The sequence below is a fragment of the Thauera sp. genome (assembly GCF_035444905.1).
GTDB lineage: Bacteria > Pseudomonadota > Gammaproteobacteria > Burkholderiales > Rhodocyclaceae > Thauera.
In genome coordinates, this window is record NZ_DAOMPS010000003.1 from 127,053 (window position 1) to 142,323 (window position 15,271).

General features: G+C 71.1%; 12 protein-coding genes. 10 read left to right on the forward strand and 2 right to left on the reverse strand.

The window, feature by feature from the left end:
* Positions 1–1,005, reverse strand: a 1,005-nt coding sequence (arsS, locus tag PLC66_RS02605) for an arsenosugar biosynthesis radical SAM (seleno)protein ArsS (RefSeq protein ID WP_324537624.1), incomplete at its 3' end; no start/stop codon positions are given.
* Between the two features lie 159 nt (positions 1,006–1,164).
* On the opposite strand from arsS, the gene PLC66_RS02610 reads away from it, so the two are divergent.
* The 6 genes from PLC66_RS02610 to PLC66_RS02635 all read left to right on the forward strand — a co-directional run bounded on the left by PLC66_RS02610 (position 1,165) and on the right by PLC66_RS02635 (position 6,445).
* A complete protein-coding gene (locus PLC66_RS02610) occupies positions 1,165–2,397 on the forward strand; it encodes an FAD-dependent oxidoreductase (protein WP_324537626.1) in 1,233 nt (410 codons plus the stop codon).
* A 59-nt stretch (positions 2,398–2,456) separates the two neighbouring features.
* On the forward strand, positions 2,457–3,284 hold the full coding sequence (locus PLC66_RS02615; RefSeq protein ID WP_324537628.1) for a DUF3047 domain-containing protein: 828 nt from the start codon (positions 2,457–2,459) through the stop codon (positions 3,282–3,284).
* 65 nt (positions 3,285–3,349) lie between these two features.
* Positions 3,350–3,478 (forward strand): hypothetical protein, encoded by a 129-nt coding sequence (locus tag PLC66_RS02620; protein WP_324537630.1) that lies wholly within the window; start codon positions 3,350–3,352, stop codon positions 3,476–3,478.
* Positions 3,469–4,053, forward strand: coding sequence for a sigma-70 family RNA polymerase sigma factor (locus tag PLC66_RS02625; RefSeq protein WP_324537632.1), 585 nt, complete (start codon positions 3,469–3,471; stop codon positions 4,051–4,053). Before PLC66_RS02620 ends, PLC66_RS02625 begins: the two co-directional genes overlap by 10 nt.
* Positions 4,047–4,286: a zf-HC2 domain-containing protein gene (locus PLC66_RS02630; protein ID WP_324537634.1), complete on the forward strand. Its 240-nt coding sequence runs from the start codon at positions 4,047–4,049 to the stop codon at positions 4,284–4,286. The genes PLC66_RS02625 and PLC66_RS02630 overlap by 7 nt, the downstream gene beginning before the upstream one ends.
* Complete coding sequence (locus PLC66_RS02635; protein WP_324537636.1) at positions 4,283–6,445, forward strand: dihydrolipoyl dehydrogenase family protein; 2,163 nt, start codon at positions 4,283–4,285, stop codon at positions 6,443–6,445. The genes PLC66_RS02630 and PLC66_RS02635 overlap by 4 nt, the downstream gene beginning before the upstream one ends.
* A 1-nt stretch (position 6,446) precedes the next feature.
* On the opposite strand, the gene PLC66_RS02640 is transcribed toward PLC66_RS02635, so the two are convergent.
* A complete protein-coding gene (locus PLC66_RS02640; RefSeq protein ID WP_324537638.1) occupies positions 6,447–7,712 on the reverse strand; it encodes an MFS transporter in 1,266 nt (421 codons plus the stop codon).
* Between the two features lie 210 nt (positions 7,713–7,922).
* Between PLC66_RS02640 and PLC66_RS02645 the strand changes: the two genes are divergently transcribed.
* The 4 genes from PLC66_RS02645 to PLC66_RS02660 all read left to right on the forward strand — a co-directional run bounded on the left by PLC66_RS02645 (position 7,923) and on the right by PLC66_RS02660 (position 15,215).
* Positions 7,923–8,771 (forward strand): class I SAM-dependent methyltransferase, encoded by an 849-nt coding sequence (locus PLC66_RS02645; RefSeq protein WP_324537640.1) that lies wholly within the window; start codon positions 7,923–7,925, stop codon positions 8,769–8,771.
* Positions 8,772–8,938: 167 nt separating this feature from the next.
* A complete protein-coding gene (locus PLC66_RS02650) occupies positions 8,939–10,735 on the forward strand; it encodes a DctP family TRAP transporter solute-binding subunit (protein WP_324537642.1) in 1,797 nt (598 codons plus the stop codon).
* 8 nt (positions 10,736–10,743) lie between these two features.
* Positions 10,744–14,109 carry a hybrid sensor histidine kinase/response regulator gene (locus tag PLC66_RS02655; RefSeq protein WP_324537644.1) on the forward strand — a complete coding sequence of 1,122 codons (3,366 nt, stop codon included), beginning with the start codon at positions 10,744–10,746 and terminating at the stop codon, positions 14,107–14,109.
* The gene (locus tag PLC66_RS02660; protein WP_324537647.1) at positions 14,106–15,215 is read left to right on the forward strand and encodes a response regulator; all 1,110 of its coding nucleotides are present in this window, start codon (positions 14,106–14,108) and stop codon (positions 15,213–15,215) included. Before PLC66_RS02655 ends, PLC66_RS02660 begins: the two co-directional genes overlap by 4 nt.
* The last annotated feature ends 56 nt before the right edge of the window (positions 15,216–15,271 follow it).

Here is a 15,271-nt window from a genome sequence, read left to right on the forward strand (position 1 = left end):
GAGCGCGCCGCCGCAGCTCGAGCCGCTGCCTGCGGTGCAGCCGAAGCAGTGGCCGGCGACGCGGATCGGCCCCCCGGCGAGGTCGCGCACGAGCAGGTCGCGCAGATGCAGGCCGCCCGGGCGCCCGGCCGGTTCGCCCCCTTTCCCCGCCTGGCCGTCGTCGGGCGCCCGTTCCGCCCCCAGCGCCAGGCCAAGCTGCTGGTTGAAGTCGCAGTCGTACAAGCGCCCCTGCCAGTCCACGCTGAGCAGTGCGCGGCACATCACCGCGGCCAGATTCTCGTCACGGTGGCTGGCCTGCAGCAGCGCCATGTAGTCGTTGAACTGGCCCTTCGAGATCAGTGTCGAGCCGAAGCGCTGGATCGGCATGTTGGCGAGCGCGAACAGGCGGGTGAACACGATGCCGAAGTGCGCCGCGAGCTCGCGCCGGTAGTCGGCCTCGAGCCGGGCCTGGTCGGGCGGCAGCACCGGGCCCTGCGGGTTGTACACCAGGTTCAGCACCCGCCCGGTATCGGGCTGGCCGTAGCCAAGCGCGTTCAGGCGCTGCAGACCGGCGATGCTGCGCTCGAACACGCCCTTGCCGCGCTGGCGGTCGACGTTGTCCGCGGAATAACAGGGCAGCGAGGCCACCACCTCCACGCCCTCGCCGGCGAGGAACTCGGCCAGGTCCTCCTGCCCCGGCTCGGACAGGATGGTGAGGTTGCAGCGGTCGATCACCCGCACGCCGAGCACGCGTGCCGCGCGCACAAGGCCACGGAAGCCGGGATGCAGCTCGGGCGCGCCGCCGGTGAGGTCAAGCGTGCCGATCGCGCGCGCGGCGAGCACCTGCGGGATCAGCGCCAGCGTGTCGGCGTCCATCATCTCCGTGCGCCCGGGGCCGGCGTTGACGTGGCAATGCACGCAGCTCTGGTTGCAGCGATAGCCCAGGTTCACCTGCAGCGTGGTGGTCGCCTCGCGGCGCAGCGGCGGAAAGCGGCGCGTCTCGAGCAGCGGAAGGGTGGCATGCATCTGACAAGGTCTCCGTCGGGGGGATCGGGGGGGTAGCAAGGGCGGGCGGGCAATTGCCGCGCGCGGAACAAGGCGCGGCCGGCGTGCTCTTTTGTCGCACATGCCTCGGAAAAGCTTACGCTGCGCAAGTTCAACCCGGCGCCTCACGCGCTCGAAGCCATGAAACGACTCCTCCTCGTCGGCGGCGGCCATGCCCAGCTCGCCGTGCTCCACGCTCTCGCCCGCCAACGCCCGCGCGGGGTGGAGACGGTGCTGCTGACGCCCTCGCCCTGGCAATGGTACTCGGGCATGCTGCCCGGCTGGATGGCCGGTCACTACCGCGCCGAGGACTGCCGCATCGACCTGCGCCCGCTGGCCGCTGCAGCCGGCGCGCGGCTGTGCCTGGCTGCCGCAGTCGCGCTCGACGCCGACCGCCGCAGCCTGCACGACGACGCGGGCGCGACCCACGACTTCGACCTGCTGTCGCTCGACGTCGGCAGCCTCACCGACACGCGCGCGCTCGACGCCCTGCCGGCAGGCGTGCTGCTGCCGGTGAAGCCGCTCGAGGCCTTCTTCGCCGCCTGGCCGCAGCGGCTCGCCGCGGCGCGCGCGGGAGAACTGCGCCGGCTCGCCGTGGTGGGCGGCGGCGCGGCCGGGGTGGAGCTGGTGCTCGCCGCCGCGCAGGCCTTTCGCAGCGCCGGCTGCACGGTGGCGCTCGCGCTCGTCGCGCCGCCCGGCGCGCTGCTCGCCGGCCATGCCGAAGGCGTGCGCCGGCGCGTCGAGCGCCAGCTGGCGCAGGCCGGCATCGCGCTCCACCGAGCCCGCGCCAGAGGTAGCACGGCCGGACTGGAACTCGTCGACGCGGAGGGTCGCACAGTCTCCACCCTGGCCGCCGACTGTGTGATCGCCGCCACCGGCGCACGCGCCCTGCCCTGGCTGCAGGGCAGCGGTCTGGCCTGCGATGCCGCGGGCTGGGTCGCGGTCGACGCCGCCCACCGCAGCCTCTCGCACCCGGCCGTCCACGCCGCCGGCGACGTGTGCACCCGCGCTGCACCCGGTTTCGCACGCTCGGGCGTGCATGCGGTGCACGCCGGTCCCGTGCTCGCCGCCAACCTGCTGGCGGCGCTGGCGGATGGCACGGCATGCGCACCGATGGCCGATGCACGGGCCGACGCGATGGCCAACGCGCAACCCGATACCAGCGCCGCCCGGACGACCCGTCCGATCCCCGCCCCGCCGCAGCGCTACCAGCCGCGTGCGCGCTCGCTCTACCTCATCGCCTGCGGTCCGCGCCACGCCATCGCGTCCTGGGGCCCGTGGTCCGCCGAAGGGCGCTGGGTGTGGCACTGGAAGGACCGCATCGACCGCGGCTTCATCGCCCGCCATCGCGGCGCGTCCGCCACGGTCGTGTAAGCAATCGCCCACTGCCCGCGACCAAGCCGCACCGGCCCCTCGCCCAAGGACTTCCGCGCATGGCCCGATCCGCATCCTTGCCCCCCCTGCCCCGCGCCCTGCTCGCGCAGCTGTTCGCCTGTGCGATGGCGGTGAGCACAGGCGCAGCGGCCGCGGTCGATGTCGGCCGCTTCGACACCGCCGCACCGCAGCCGCCCGCGCCCTGGCAGGAGATCCGCTTCGACACCGCCGCACCGCAGCCGCCCGCGCCCTGGCAGGAGATCCGCTTCGACACCGCGGTGCCGCCCACCCGCTACCGCATCCGCGCATGGGATGGCGTAATGGCGATCGAGGCCGAGTCCGAGGCGAGCATGTCGCTGCTCGCCCGCCCCATCCAGGCCGACCTGCAGGCCACGCCGGTGCTGTGCTGGCGCTGGCGCATCGAAAACCGGCTCGACAAGGCCGACCTCCGCCGCCGCGAGGGCGATGATTATGCGGCGCGCGTCTATCTCGGCTTCCGCCTGCCGCCATCCAGCCTCGGGCTGGCCACGCGCGCCGGGCTCGCGCTGGCCCGCGCCCGCCACGGCGAGCACGTGCCCGACGCCGCGCTCAACTACGTCTGGGACAACCGCTACCCGGTGGGCACCGAGGCCGCCAACGCCTACACCGAGCGCACGCGCATGATCGTGCTGCGCTCGGACGAAGCCACCACCGGCCGCTGGCAGGACGAACGCCGCGACATCGCCGCCGATGCCGCAACCGCCTTCGGCGGTGAAGGCGTCGAGCTCACCCTGCTCGCGGTCGCCACCGACACCGATAACACCGGCGAGCACGCACGGGCGGGCTTTGCCGATCTGCATTTCGTCGCCCGCGGCGCACAATGCCGCTTCACCCCGGACACCCATTGAAGATGCCGCTCTCGCCCATCCCGTCGACCCCGGCCTCGCCACGTCATTCCGCCAGTGAGCCCGCCATGCACGACCTCGTCCAGGCGTGCTACGGCCGGGCCCTCAAGTCCTCCGCCGGCCTCAAGGCCTCGACCTGCCGCGACGCCAGCGCTGCCCCCGCAGCGGCCAACACGGAGCGCGACGGATGCTGCTGAACAACGACGCGGCGCTCGCCGACCTGCGTCGCGACATGCTGCGCTTCGCACGCCTGCAGCTGCGCGACGCCGACCTCGCCGAGGACGCGGTGCAGGAGGCGATGGCGGCCGCCTGCGCCCAGCAGGATCGTTTCGACGGCCGCGCCGAGCTCAGGACCTGGGTGTTCGCGATCCTGCGCAACAAGCTGGTCGACCAGCTGCGCCGGCGCGGGCGCAGCGAGAACTTCAGCACCGTGCTCGCGCCGGACTTCGACGACGCCGCAGTGGACGCGCTGTTCCGCGCCAACGGCCACTGGCGCCCCGAGAACCGTCCCGCCGCGTGGGCCGACCCCGAGGCCGCAGCCACCCAGTCGGCGTTCTGGCGCATCTTCGAGGCCTGCCTGGACCACCTGCCCGAGAGCCTCGCGCGCGTGTTCATGATGCGCGAGATGCTCGGCCTGGAGACCGCGGAGATCTGCACCGAGCTGGCGATCAGCAAGGGCAACTGCCACGTCATGTTGCACCGCGCCCGGCTCGGGCTGCGTACCTGCCTCGAAAAGAACTGGTTCTCGCACGGAGAGTGCCCCACATGCTGAGCTGCAAGGATGCCACCCGCCTGTGTTCCGACGCGCTCGAGCGCGAGTTGTCGCTGCGCGAGCGCCTGGCGCTGCGCATGCACCTGGCCATGTGCGCGGGCTGCACCCGCTTCGAGGACCAGCTCGCGGTGCTGCGCGCGTTGAGCCGGCGCTGGTCCGAGGGCCGTGTCCCCCCGGCCGCAGAGCCGCCGCCAGACTCCGCTGGCTCCTCGAGCCCGGGTGACGAACGATGAAGAAAGCCCTCCTGCTGCTGGCCGTGCTCGCGCTCGTCGCCGCCTTCTTCGCCAGCGGACTGAACCGCCAGCTCGATCTCGACACACTCAAAGCCGGCATGGACGGCTTCGCCGCCTGGCGCGAAGCCTCTCCGCTCGCGGTCGCCGCGCTCTACTTCGCCGCCTATGTGGCGGTGACCGCGCTGTCGCTGCCCGGCGCGGCAGTCATGACGCTGGCCGGTGGCGCACTGTTCGGCCTGGGCTGGGGGCTGCTGATCGTCTCCTTCGCGTCCACGATCGGCGCCACGCTGGCCTTCCTCGTCTCCCGCCACCTGCTGCGCGACAGCGTGCAGGCACGTTTTGGCGACCGTCTGCAGGCGATCAATGAAGGCATCGCACGCGACGGCGCCTTCTACCTGTTCACGCTGCGCCTGGTGCCGGTGTTTCCGTTCTTCCTGATCAATCTGCTGATGGGGCTGACGCCGATCCGCCTGAAGACCTTCTACTGGGTCAGCCAGCTCGGCATGCTGCCGGGCACGCTGGTGTACGTGAACGCCGGCACCGAGCTTGCCCGCATCGAAAGCCTGAGCGGGATCCTGTCGCCCGCGCTGCTGTTCTCGTTTGCGCTGCTCGGCGTGTTCCCGCTGCTCGCACGCAAGGGGGTGGCCTGGGTGCAGGCGCCCCGGGTGTACGCGCGCTGGCAGCGGCCGGTGCGCTTCGAGCGCAACCTGGTGGTGATCGGCGCCGGTGCCGCCGGGCTGGTGAGCGCCTACATCGCCGCCGCGGTGAAGGCGAAGGTGACGCTGGTCGAGGCCCACAAGATGGGCGGCGACTGCCTCAACACCGGCTGCGTGCCGAGCAAGGCGCTGATCCGCAGCGCGAAGCTCGCTCATCAGATCCGCCATGCCGACCGCTACGGATTGGACAGGGCCGAACCCACCTTCAGCTTCCGCGCGGTGTTCGCGCGCGTGCACGCGGTGATCCGCAGGATCGAGCCGCACGACAGCGTGGCGCGCTACACCGGGCTGGGCGTCGAGGTCGTGCAGGGCTATGCGCGCGTTGTCGATCCGTGGACGGTGGAGGTGGCCTTGAACGACGGTGGCAGGCAGCGCCTCACCACGCGCAGCATCGTCATCGCGACCGGCGCGCGCCCGGCCGTGCCACCGCTGCCCGGGCTGGAACAGGTCGGCTACCTGACCAGCGACACGGTGTGGGAGGCCTTCGCGCGGCTGGACGCGCCGCCGCGCCGCCTGCTGGTGCTGGGTGGCGGGCCGATCGGCTGCGAGCTGGCGCAGTGCTTCGCTCGTCTGGGCTCGCAGGTCACCCAGGTCGGCCGCGCGCCGCAACTGCTGCCGCGCGAGGACGAGGACGTCGCCGCCTTCGCCCGCGCCAGCCTCGAACGCGACGGCGTGCACGTGCTGACCGGCTGCGCGGCGCTGCGCTGCGAGCGCGAGGACGGCGCGGGCGGCCCACGCAAATTCATCGTCGTCGCCCACGCCGGCGAGGAGATGCGGATCGAGTTCGACGAGTTGCTGTGCGCCGTGGGGCGCGAGGCCCGCCTGGAGGGCTATGGGCTGGAGGAGATCGGCATCCCGGTGAAGCAGACCGTGCTCACCAATGACTACCTCGAGACGCTCTACCCCAACATCTACGCCGCGGGCGACGTCGCCGGCCCCTACCAGTTCACCCACGTCGCCGCGCACCAGGCCTGGTACGCGGTGGTCAATGCGCTGTTCGGCAACCTGAGGCGCTTCAAGGTCGATTACCGCGTGGTGCCGCACACCACCTTCATCGACCCCGAGGTGGCGCGCGTCGGCATCAACGAGCGCGAGGCGCGCGCACGCGGCATCGCCTTCGAGCTCACGCGCTACGGCCTCGACGACCTCGATCGCGCCATCGCCGACGGCGCCGACCACGGCTTCGTGAAGGTGCTGACCGTGCCGGGAAAGGACCGCATCCTGGGCGCAAGCATCGTCGGCGAGCATGCCGGCGAACTGCTGGCGGAATTCACCCTGGCGATGAAGCACGGCCTGGGGCTGAACAAGATCCTCGGCACCATCCACACCTACCCGACCCTCTCCGAGGCCAGCAAGTACGCCGCCGGCGAATGGAAGCGGGCGCACGCGCCGCAGCGCGTGCTCGGCTGGCTGGCGCGCTATCACGCCTGGCGGCGCGGCTGACTCAGGCGCGCTGGTAGCGGGTCCGGCTCGCCAGCAGCAGGCCGAGCACCGAGGCAGCGCCGGTGATCACCCAGGTCCAGTGCCAGCCACCGGCAACGCCCGCCACCCAAGCCACCAGCGGAGGACCGAGGAACTGGCCGGTGGACGAGCACTGCTGCATCCAGCCCACGGTGGTCGACACCGTGTGCTCGTTGGGCGCCACATGCACCGCCAGCGCGAACAGCGTCGCCGGGATCAGGCCCCCGACCGCCGAGAAGAGCACCACCGCGACATAGCGTGCGATCGGCGCCTCGGCGCTGAGCGGGCTGAAGGCGACGAAGGCGGTCAGCGCCATCGCCACGAAGCCGGCGTACTGCAGGTGGCGTGCGCACACGCCGCGATGCAGCAGGCGCCCGGCGGCGACGTTGCCGGTGACGTTGGCAAGGCAGGCGAATGCCGTCAGCAGGCCCGCGACCTGCCCGGACAGGCCCGCCTGGGCATAGATCGCCGGCAGGAAGCCGATCACCGCCAGCCACTGGCTGGAGTACATCGAGAAGGTGATCGCCACCCGCCACGGCCCCCAGCTGGTGAGCGTGTCGCGCAGCCGCGCCGACCAGCGCGCGGGCGCGGCCGCCACCGCAGCCGCGGGATGCGAGGCAGGCGCAGCCGCCGCACGGCGGGCGCGGTCGGACGGCACACGCCACGCCAGCCACGCCGCCACCGCCGCCGACACCAGCGCCAGCGCCACCCACAGGCCCTGCCAGCCGGCCAGGCTCATCAGCGCAGGGCCGCCCGCCAGCACCAGCGCGGTGCCGGTCGCCATGTAGGTGCCCCACAGCCCCAGGTGCAGCGCCAGCCTGCTCGGCGGCACGAGCTGGCGTATCAGGCTGGGCACCGGCAGCACCACGAGCAGGAAGCCGAAGCCCTCGACCGCGCGCAGCACCAGCAGTTCGGCCGGCTGCGTCGCCCACGCACCGGCCAGGCTGGCCAGCGCCAGCGTGAGCTGGCCGAGCAGCATGCTGCGGCGCAGGCCGAAACCGTCGGCCGCGAGGCCGATGAACACGCCGCTGAGCATGCCCGCCATCTGCACCATCGAAAGCAGGAAGCCGGCCTCGACCAGGCTGACGCCGAGCGCATCGCGCAGCACGGGAATCGCCGGCGGCATCTTGCCGATGTGCAGCGCGGCCACCATGCCGGCGACGATGACGATGAAGGCGGGCGGCACGCGCCCGACCCATGACGGCGCGGCGCTTTGGTGCGCCTGCGTGCCTGCATTGCTGCCCTGCATGCCTTCCTCTCCCTGCTGCCCTCGAAGCGCGCCGCAGCCGGCGTGCTTCAAGACCACTGATTCGAAAGCGCGAGAGGATAGCCGCGATCCTCGCACTTCGTCGCCCCAAGCGCCCCGCTCACGACCCCACGGCGCGACGCGCGCAGGCTTGGTCCGCGCCGGCGAGCGGAGTACAGTCCGCGCACTTCCACGCACCCGGCACGCCGCACCATGACCGCCCAGCACCCCGAGATCCGCCCCGAGCAATCCATCGAGCTGCTCAAGCAGCTCCACATCCTGACCCGCGACGGCAAGCTCAACCAGGACAGCCGGCGCAAGTTGAAGCAGGTCTATCACCTGTACCAGTTCATCGAGCCGCTGCTCGTCGAGGCGCTCGCCGAACGGCCCGACATCCAGCTCGTCGACCATGGCGCCGGCAAGTCCTACCTCGGCTTCATCCTGCACGACCTGTTCTTCAAGCAGCACGCGCCGGCCGGCCGCATCCACGGCATCGAGACACGCGACGAACTGGTGATGAGCTCGCGCCGCCTCGCCGACAAGCTGGGGTTTTCCGCCGGCATGCGCTTTCACAAGCTGAGCGTGGCCGAGTCGATCAGCTCGGAGCGGCTCCCCGAGCACATCGACGTCGTCACCGCGCTGCATGCCTGCAACACCGCCACCGACGACGCCATCCGCTTTGCACTCGAGAAACGTGCCCGCTTCATCGTGCTCGTGCCCTGCTGCCAGGCCGAGGTCGCCAGTGCGCTGCGTCAGAACAAGCAGCAAGCCCTGCGCCAGCCGATCGCCGAGCTGTGGCGCCACCCGATCCACACCCGCGAGTTCGGCAGCCACGTCACCAACGTGCTGCGCGGCCTGCAGCTCGAATCCCACGGCTACCAGGTCAGCGTGACCGAGCTGGTGGGCTGGGAGCACTCGATGAAGAACGAGCTGATCATCGCCAGCTACAAGGACCTGCCGCGCCGCCGGCCGGCCGAACGCCTCGCCGCGCTGCTGCACACGCTGGGGCTGGAAACGCTCGCCGGGCGCTTCTTCTCCGGCGCACCCGGCGCCCCCGACTGAACCCCGCCGGCGCCGGCGGGCCGCCGTGCAGGAATGCGCAGGTGGCGCCCCGCGGCGGGGATAGAATCCGGGGCAGCCCAGAAAACTACTGCAGCGCGCACTGCGAATGCAACGCAGGTGCGTGACTTCGGCGGCCTTCGGCCCGCACTGCGGCAAGGAAGGACACGATGTTCAGGAACCCGGTCACCGCCACCATCAGCCTCCTGCTGCTGATCGCCGCGGTGTTGCGGGCCTCGCTGCTGCCGAGGGGTGAAACCGCCCCGCCCAAGGCGCCCATGGTGGCCCCGGACTCGGTGCGCGTGCTTCGCTTCGGCTACAACATCCCGGTCGACAGTGCCCTGCACGAGGCGGCCGCGCGCTTTGCCGATCAGGTGGCCGAGCGCAGCCAGGGCCGGGTGCGGGTGGACCTCTACCCGGCACAGCAACTGGGCACCGACGACCAGATGCTGGAGATGGCCCGCCTGGGCGAGCTCGACCTCCTCCTGACCCCCACCGCCAAGATCAGCGTCGCCGTACCGGCGATGCAGTATGCCGACCTGCCGTTCTACTTCCCGACCCGGGAAGACCTGTACGAGATGCTCGACGGCGAGCCGGGACGCATGCTGCTCGACAAGCTGCGTGCGATCGACCTCGTCGGCGTGACCTTCTGGGAGAACGGCTTCAAGCACTTCACCGCGACGCGCCCGCTGCGCCGCGTGGAGGACTTCGCCGGCCTCCCGGTCCGCGTCATGAAGAGCCGGCTCCTGATCGAGCAGTTCCGGGCCTTGGGAGCGCACCCGATCTCGATCGACTTCCATGCGCTGCGCCAGGCCCTGGCCGACGGCGTGGTCGAGGGCCAGGAAAACCCGCTGGTCGCCATCACCAGCATGGGCCTGCATGAGGTCCAGCCCCACCTGACCCTGAGCAGCCACGGCTACCTCGGCTACGTGTTCATGATCAGTGCGCGCGTCTTCGACACCCTGCCCTCGTCCACCCAGCAGCTGCTGATCGACACGGCCCGTGCGCTGACGCCCTGGGAGCGTGAGCAAACCCATCGCCGCGAGGCCTTGCTGCTGGAGACGATCCGCCAGGCCGGCGTCAGCATCCACACCCTCGACGAGGCCGAGCGCGCGCGCTTCGCCACCGCCACCGCGCACATCGCGGAGCGCTTCGAGCACGTCATCGGCCCGCAGCTGCTCGCGCTCAGCGAGGAGCTGCTCGAGCACAAGTACGGCCGCGGCGAGCACATCGTGATCGGCCTGAGTGCCGACCTGTCACAGGACTGCAGCGTCGCCGGAACGGGGCTCAGGCGCGGTGCGACGCTCGCCATCGACGAGATCAATGCCGCAGGCGGGGTGCTGGGCCAGCCCCTCAAGCTGATCACCCGCGATCATCGTGGTCGGCCCGCCGTCGGCGCGAACAACCTGCGCCACTTCGCCGCCCGTGCCAACGTGGTGGCCATGCTCACCGGCGTGCAGGGCGAGGTCGTCGTCGCCGAGCGCGCGGTGGCCGCGGAGACCGGCCTGCCCCTGCTCGCGGTGGGCTCGGCCGGCACAGGCTCGACGGCTGATGGCGCGCAATCCTGCCCGATGTGGGGCGTCACGACCAACGACGACCAGGCCAGGTTCGACCCGGGCCGGCTGTCGAGCTTCAGCCTGGTGGACGGCCCGCAGCCCGCCGCCGCCGAGCTGAGCAGGCGCTACCTGGCACGCTACGCCGCCGGCGACGCAGGCGCGATCGTAGCGCCGCAGGCGGTGGCCCGGGCCTATGAGCAGGTTCACCTGCTCGCGCGCGCGGTCACCCGGGCCGGCACCACCGAACGCAGCGCCGTGCGCCGCGCCCTCGAACAGCTGGCCGAGCACGACGGCGCGGTGAGGCGCCAGGCGCCCGCCTTGCCCACCGACCGCCACGACGCGCTGGGGCGAGCGGACAGCCACCGGGTGCGCCTCGGCGACGACAGCGCGCTCATCGCGCGCGAGCGCTGAAGCCGATCATGTCGCGCTCCCCGCCCGACCGCCAGCCCGCCCCGCCACCGCGCCGCAGCCTCAAGCAGCGCCTGGTGCTGCAGGTGTCGGGCTTCGTCGCCGCCATCATGATCCTGGCAACGGCGATGGTGGCGGTGCTGCTCGACAGCCACCTCGACCGCCAGGTGCACGGCACCCTGCTCGATGTCGGGCGCTTCTCGCAGGCCCTGCTCGAGCAGCGCATCGCCTATCTGGTCGAGAACACCGAGCGCCTGGCCGACAACCAGCTCGTCATCAACGGCCTCATCGACCCCCATGGCAGCGAGGTGTACCTGCCCAGGCTCGCCGAGAACTTCGCCGAGGGGCGCGACGTCACCACGTTCTCGCTGGTGGACTTCGACGGCCGGCCGCTATACCAGGCCCGTGGCCGCGTGGCCGATTACAACGCCTCGACCGCGCTGCGCCGTGCGCTGGCCCTCGGCCGCCGCGCCCTCTTCATCACGCCCGACACCGACCGCCTCGCGGTGGTCGCACCGATCGTGTTCTACGACACCGTGCAGGGCGCGGTGGTGGTGGAGTTCGATCTCCAGGCGATCAGCCTGCGCCAGCCCCTCAACGACCCGCGCGCCTACTTTCGCCTGTCTGCCGAAGGGCGCGAGCTGCTCGCCCACAACCATGTGGCGGACGAGCGCTACATCAGCCAGTCGCTCGCCCCCGACGCCCGCGTCCCCCTGCTGCAGGCGCTCGGCCTGCAGCTCGAGGTCGGCATCCCCGAGACCGTGCAACGCAGCGCGGTGTGGACGGTGGTGCGCAGCGTGCTGCTGCTGAGTGCCGTACTGACCCTCGTCGCGGTGTTCCTGTCGGCCTGGATCGGCAACTCGATCGCCCGCCCCATCCTCGCGCTCTACCGTCGGGTGCAGTCGAACCGCACGCCGCAGGAGCTGGGTGCGCCACTGGGGACGGACGACGAACTCGAATCGCTCGCGCGTGGCTTTGCCGAGCGCACCGCCGAACTGCATGCCATCCAGGGCGAGCTCGAAGCCCGCGTCGAGCAGCGCACCGCCGAACTGCAGGCCACCGCAGCCCAGCTCGAGGACGCCAACCGCGCCAAGTCGGCCTTCCTCGCCAACATGAGCCATGAGATCCGCACCCCCCTGAACGTGATCATCGGCATGGTGCACCTGACCCTCAACAGCGCGCTGACCGACCATCAGCGCAACTACCTCAGCAAGGTCCATCGCTCGGCCGAGTCGCTGCTCGGGCTGATCAACGACATCCTCGACTTCTCGCGCATCGAGGCGCGCAAGCTGACGATCGAGCAGGTCGACTTCTCGCTGCGCGAGGTGCTCGCCGACTTCGCCAGCATGGTCGGCCTGAAGGCCGAGGAAAAGGCACTCGAACTGCTGCTCGACGTGCCGCCGGGCCTGCCCTGCCAGCTCAGCGGCGATCCGCTGCGCCTGAGCCAGATCCTCACCAACCTCGGCTACAACGCGGTGAAGTTCACCGAGCGGGGCGAGGTCGTGCTGCGCGTGCGCGTCGCCGCCGACCCCGAGGGCAACGCCGACCGGGCGGCCGCCGACTGCGCGCCCGGCCCGCTGGTGCTGCACTTCAGCGTGCGCGACACCGGCATCGGCATCAGCGCCGAACAGCAGGCGCGGCTGTTCCAGCATTTCAGCCAGGCCGACGAGTCGACCACGCGGCGCTATGGCGGTACCGGCCTGGGCCTGGCCATCTCCAGGAACCTGGTCGAGATGATGGGCGGCCGCATCTGGGTCGACAGCACGCCCGGCGCAGGCAGCACCTTCCACTTCACCCTCCCGGTCCTCTGCCGTGGCCAGGAAGCCGCCCCGGCACTGGCCACCCGCGCCGACCTCGACGGCCTGCACGTCCTCGTCGTCGATGACAACAACAGCGCGCGCGAAGTGCTCGCCCACATGCTCGAGGCGCTCCACTTCAAGGTGGCGACCGCGGCCAGCGGCCCCGAGGCGATCACCGCCATCCGCCACGCGCGCGAGCGCGGCGAGCCCTTCGGCATGGCCTTCATCGACTGGATCATGCCTGACATGGACGGGCTGGAATGCGTGCAGCACATCCGCGCCGGCCATGCGCCCGGGAGCATGCCCAAGCTGGTCATCGTCACCGCGCGCGACGTGCGCGAGCTGCCGGCCGAGATCGGGCTGGATGGCCTGCTGGCCAAGCCGGTCACCCCCTCCAGCCTGCTCGAGGCCATCCTCGCCGCGCACGGCAGGGCAAGTGCGCTGCGCCCCCATCGCGGCCTGCGGAATGAGGAACTGCACGCCCTTCACGCCAAGCTGCGCGGCGCCCATCTGCTGCTGGTCGAGGACAACGAGCTCAACCAGGAACTGGCCATCGACCTGCTCGCCAACGCCGGCATCAGCACGCGCGTGGCCGGCAATGGCCGCGAGGCGCTCGCCTGGCTCGAGCGCGAGGCCTTCGACGGCGTGCTGATGGACCTGCAGATGCCGGTGATGGATGGTTACGCCGCGACCCGGGCCATCCGCGAGCGCGGCATGAAGGCCCTGCCGGTGCTCGCAATGACCGCCAACGTCATGGCCGGCGATCGCGACAAGGCCATGGCCGCCGGCATGGACGACCAGATCGGCAAACCCCTCGATGTCGGTCAGATGTTCCGCACCCTTGCGCGCTGGATCACGCCGCGCGTGCGCGCGGGCTCGCCAGCCGCCGCGCACCCCAGCAGCGCAAGCGCCGACAGCCCGCCCGCCCCGCTGCCGGCGCCGGCGGAATTGCCCGGCATCGACCAGGCGCAGGGCCTGCACCACGCCGGCGACAGCCCGGCGCTGTACGCGCGCATGTTGCAGCTCTTCGTCAGCGGCCAGCACGATGCGCTGGCGCGCTTCCAGACGGCGCTTGCCGCCGGCGACCGCGACACGGCCACCCGCATCGCGCACACGCTCAAGAGCGTGGCGGCCAGCATCGGCGCGCAACCCCTGTCCGCCTGCGCCCAGGCCCTCGAGTCGGCCTGCCACGCGGGCGCGCCGGAGCACGACCTCGCCCCCTTCGCGGCCGCTGTCGACGCGGCACTTGGCCCGGTCCTGCAAGGACTGGCACACTGCACGACGGCGCCCGCGGCACTGACGGCCGAGCCCGGCGAGCTCGATGGCGACGCGGTACTGGCCGCGCTGTCACAGCTACGTCGCCTGCTCGCGCGCAGCGACACCGACGCCGTCGAGGCCATGGCCCGGCTGCGTGCGCTGACCGACGGGCAGGACCCGCGGGTCGACAGGCTGGCGCAACACGTCACCTGCTTCGACTTCGACAACGCGTTGCGCCTGCTCGACGCCGCGATGGCGGACTGGCTGGCGCGCTGGGCCCCTCATCACACCAAGACCGTTGAAGCGCAGGACAGGCGATGACAGCCGAACAACAGAAACAGAGCATCCTCATCGTCGACGACACCCCGGACAACATCGAGATGCTGCGCCAGCTGCTGCGCGCCGACTATACGGTGCACGCCGCGCTGTCCGGCGCCAAGGCACTCGAGATCGCCCACGCCGACCCGCAGCCGGACATCATCCTGCTCGACATCATGATGCCGGGCATGGACGGCTACGAGGTCTGCCGCCGGCTCAAGCGCAACCCGGCGACCGAGCACATCCCCGTCATGTTCGTCAGCGCCCTCGACCAGACCGGCGACGAAGCCATCGGCCTCGAGCTCGGCGCCGTCGACTACGTGCGCAAGCCCTACGAACCGGTGCTGGTGAAGGCGCGCCTGCGCAACCACCTGGCGCTCAAGCGCTACGAGACCGAGTTGCAGCAACTGGTCGAGGCACGCACCGCCGAGCTCAACCTGACCCAGCAAGTCACCATCGAGGCCCTGGCCTCGCTCGCCGAGTACCGCGACACCGAGACCGGCAGCCACATCAAGCGCACCCAGCACTATGTGCGTGCGCTGGCCACCTACCTGAGCCGGCACGGCCCTTACCAGCACCTGCTCGACCCGTCCACGGTCGAGCTGATGTACCGCTGCGCGCCGCTGCACGACATCGGCAAGGTCGCGGTGCGCGACGTCGTGCTGCTCAAGCCCGGCAAGCTCAGCGAAGCCGAGTTCGAGGAGATGAAGCAGCACGTCATCTACGGCAGCAAGGCCCTCGAGGTGGCCAGCGGCGAGCACGGTGCCAGCGCCTTCCTCAAGCTCGCGCGCGAGCTCATCCTCGGTCATCACGAGCGCTGGGACGGCAAGGGCTATCCCCACGGCCTCACGGGCGAGGAGATCCCGCTGCCCGGGCGCCTGATGGCGATCGCCGACGTCTATGACGCGCTCATCAGCCGGCGGGTGTACAAGCCCGCCTTCCCGCACGACAAGGCGGTCGCCATCATCGCCGAAGGGCGCGGCACGCAATTCGACCCGGTGATCCTCGACGCCTTCCTCGTCATCGCCGACGAGTTCAGACGCATCGCGCTCGCCTATGCCGATGAGGAGCTGGCCGCCGATCAGGCCGCCGGGAGCGATGCGCACTAATGAGCGCGCGCAAATTGCGCATTTGACGTCTAGACTGAAGGGGATTTCATCGCCCG

Coding starts and splice junctions, on each gene's coding strand:
- PLC66_RS02610 (WP_324537626.1), top strand. CDS start 1,165: ATGAAACGACTCCTCCTCGTCGGCGGCGGCCATGCCCAGCTCGCCGTG.
- PLC66_RS02615 (WP_324537628.1), top strand. CDS start 2,457: ATGGCCCGATCCGCATCCTTGCCCCCCCTGCCCCGCGCCCTGCTCGCG.
- PLC66_RS02620 (WP_324537630.1), top strand. CDS start 3,350: ATGCACGACCTCGTCCAGGCGTGCTACGGCCGGGCCCTCAAGTCCTCC.
- PLC66_RS02625 (WP_324537632.1), top strand. CDS start 3,469: ATGCTGCTGAACAACGACGCGGCGCTCGCCGACCTGCGTCGCGACATG.
- PLC66_RS02630 (WP_324537634.1), top strand. CDS start 4,047: ATGCTGAGCTGCAAGGATGCCACCCGCCTGTGTTCCGACGCGCTCGAG.
- PLC66_RS02635 (WP_324537636.1), top strand. CDS start 4,283: ATGAAGAAAGCCCTCCTGCTGCTGGCCGTGCTCGCGCTCGTCGCCGCC.
- PLC66_RS02640 (WP_324537638.1), bottom strand. CDS start 7,712: ATGCAGGGCAGCAATGCAGGCACGCAGGCGCACCAAAGCGCCGCGCCG.
- PLC66_RS02645 (WP_324537640.1), top strand. CDS start 7,923: ATGACCGCCCAGCACCCCGAGATCCGCCCCGAGCAATCCATCGAGCTG.
- PLC66_RS02650 (WP_324537642.1), top strand. CDS start 8,939: ATGTTCAGGAACCCGGTCACCGCCACCATCAGCCTCCTGCTGCTGATC.
- PLC66_RS02655 (WP_324537644.1), top strand. CDS start 10,744: ATGTCGCGCTCCCCGCCCGACCGCCAGCCCGCCCCGCCACCGCGCCGC.
- PLC66_RS02660 (WP_324537647.1), top strand. CDS start 14,106: ATGACAGCCGAACAACAGAAACAGAGCATCCTCATCGTCGACGACACC.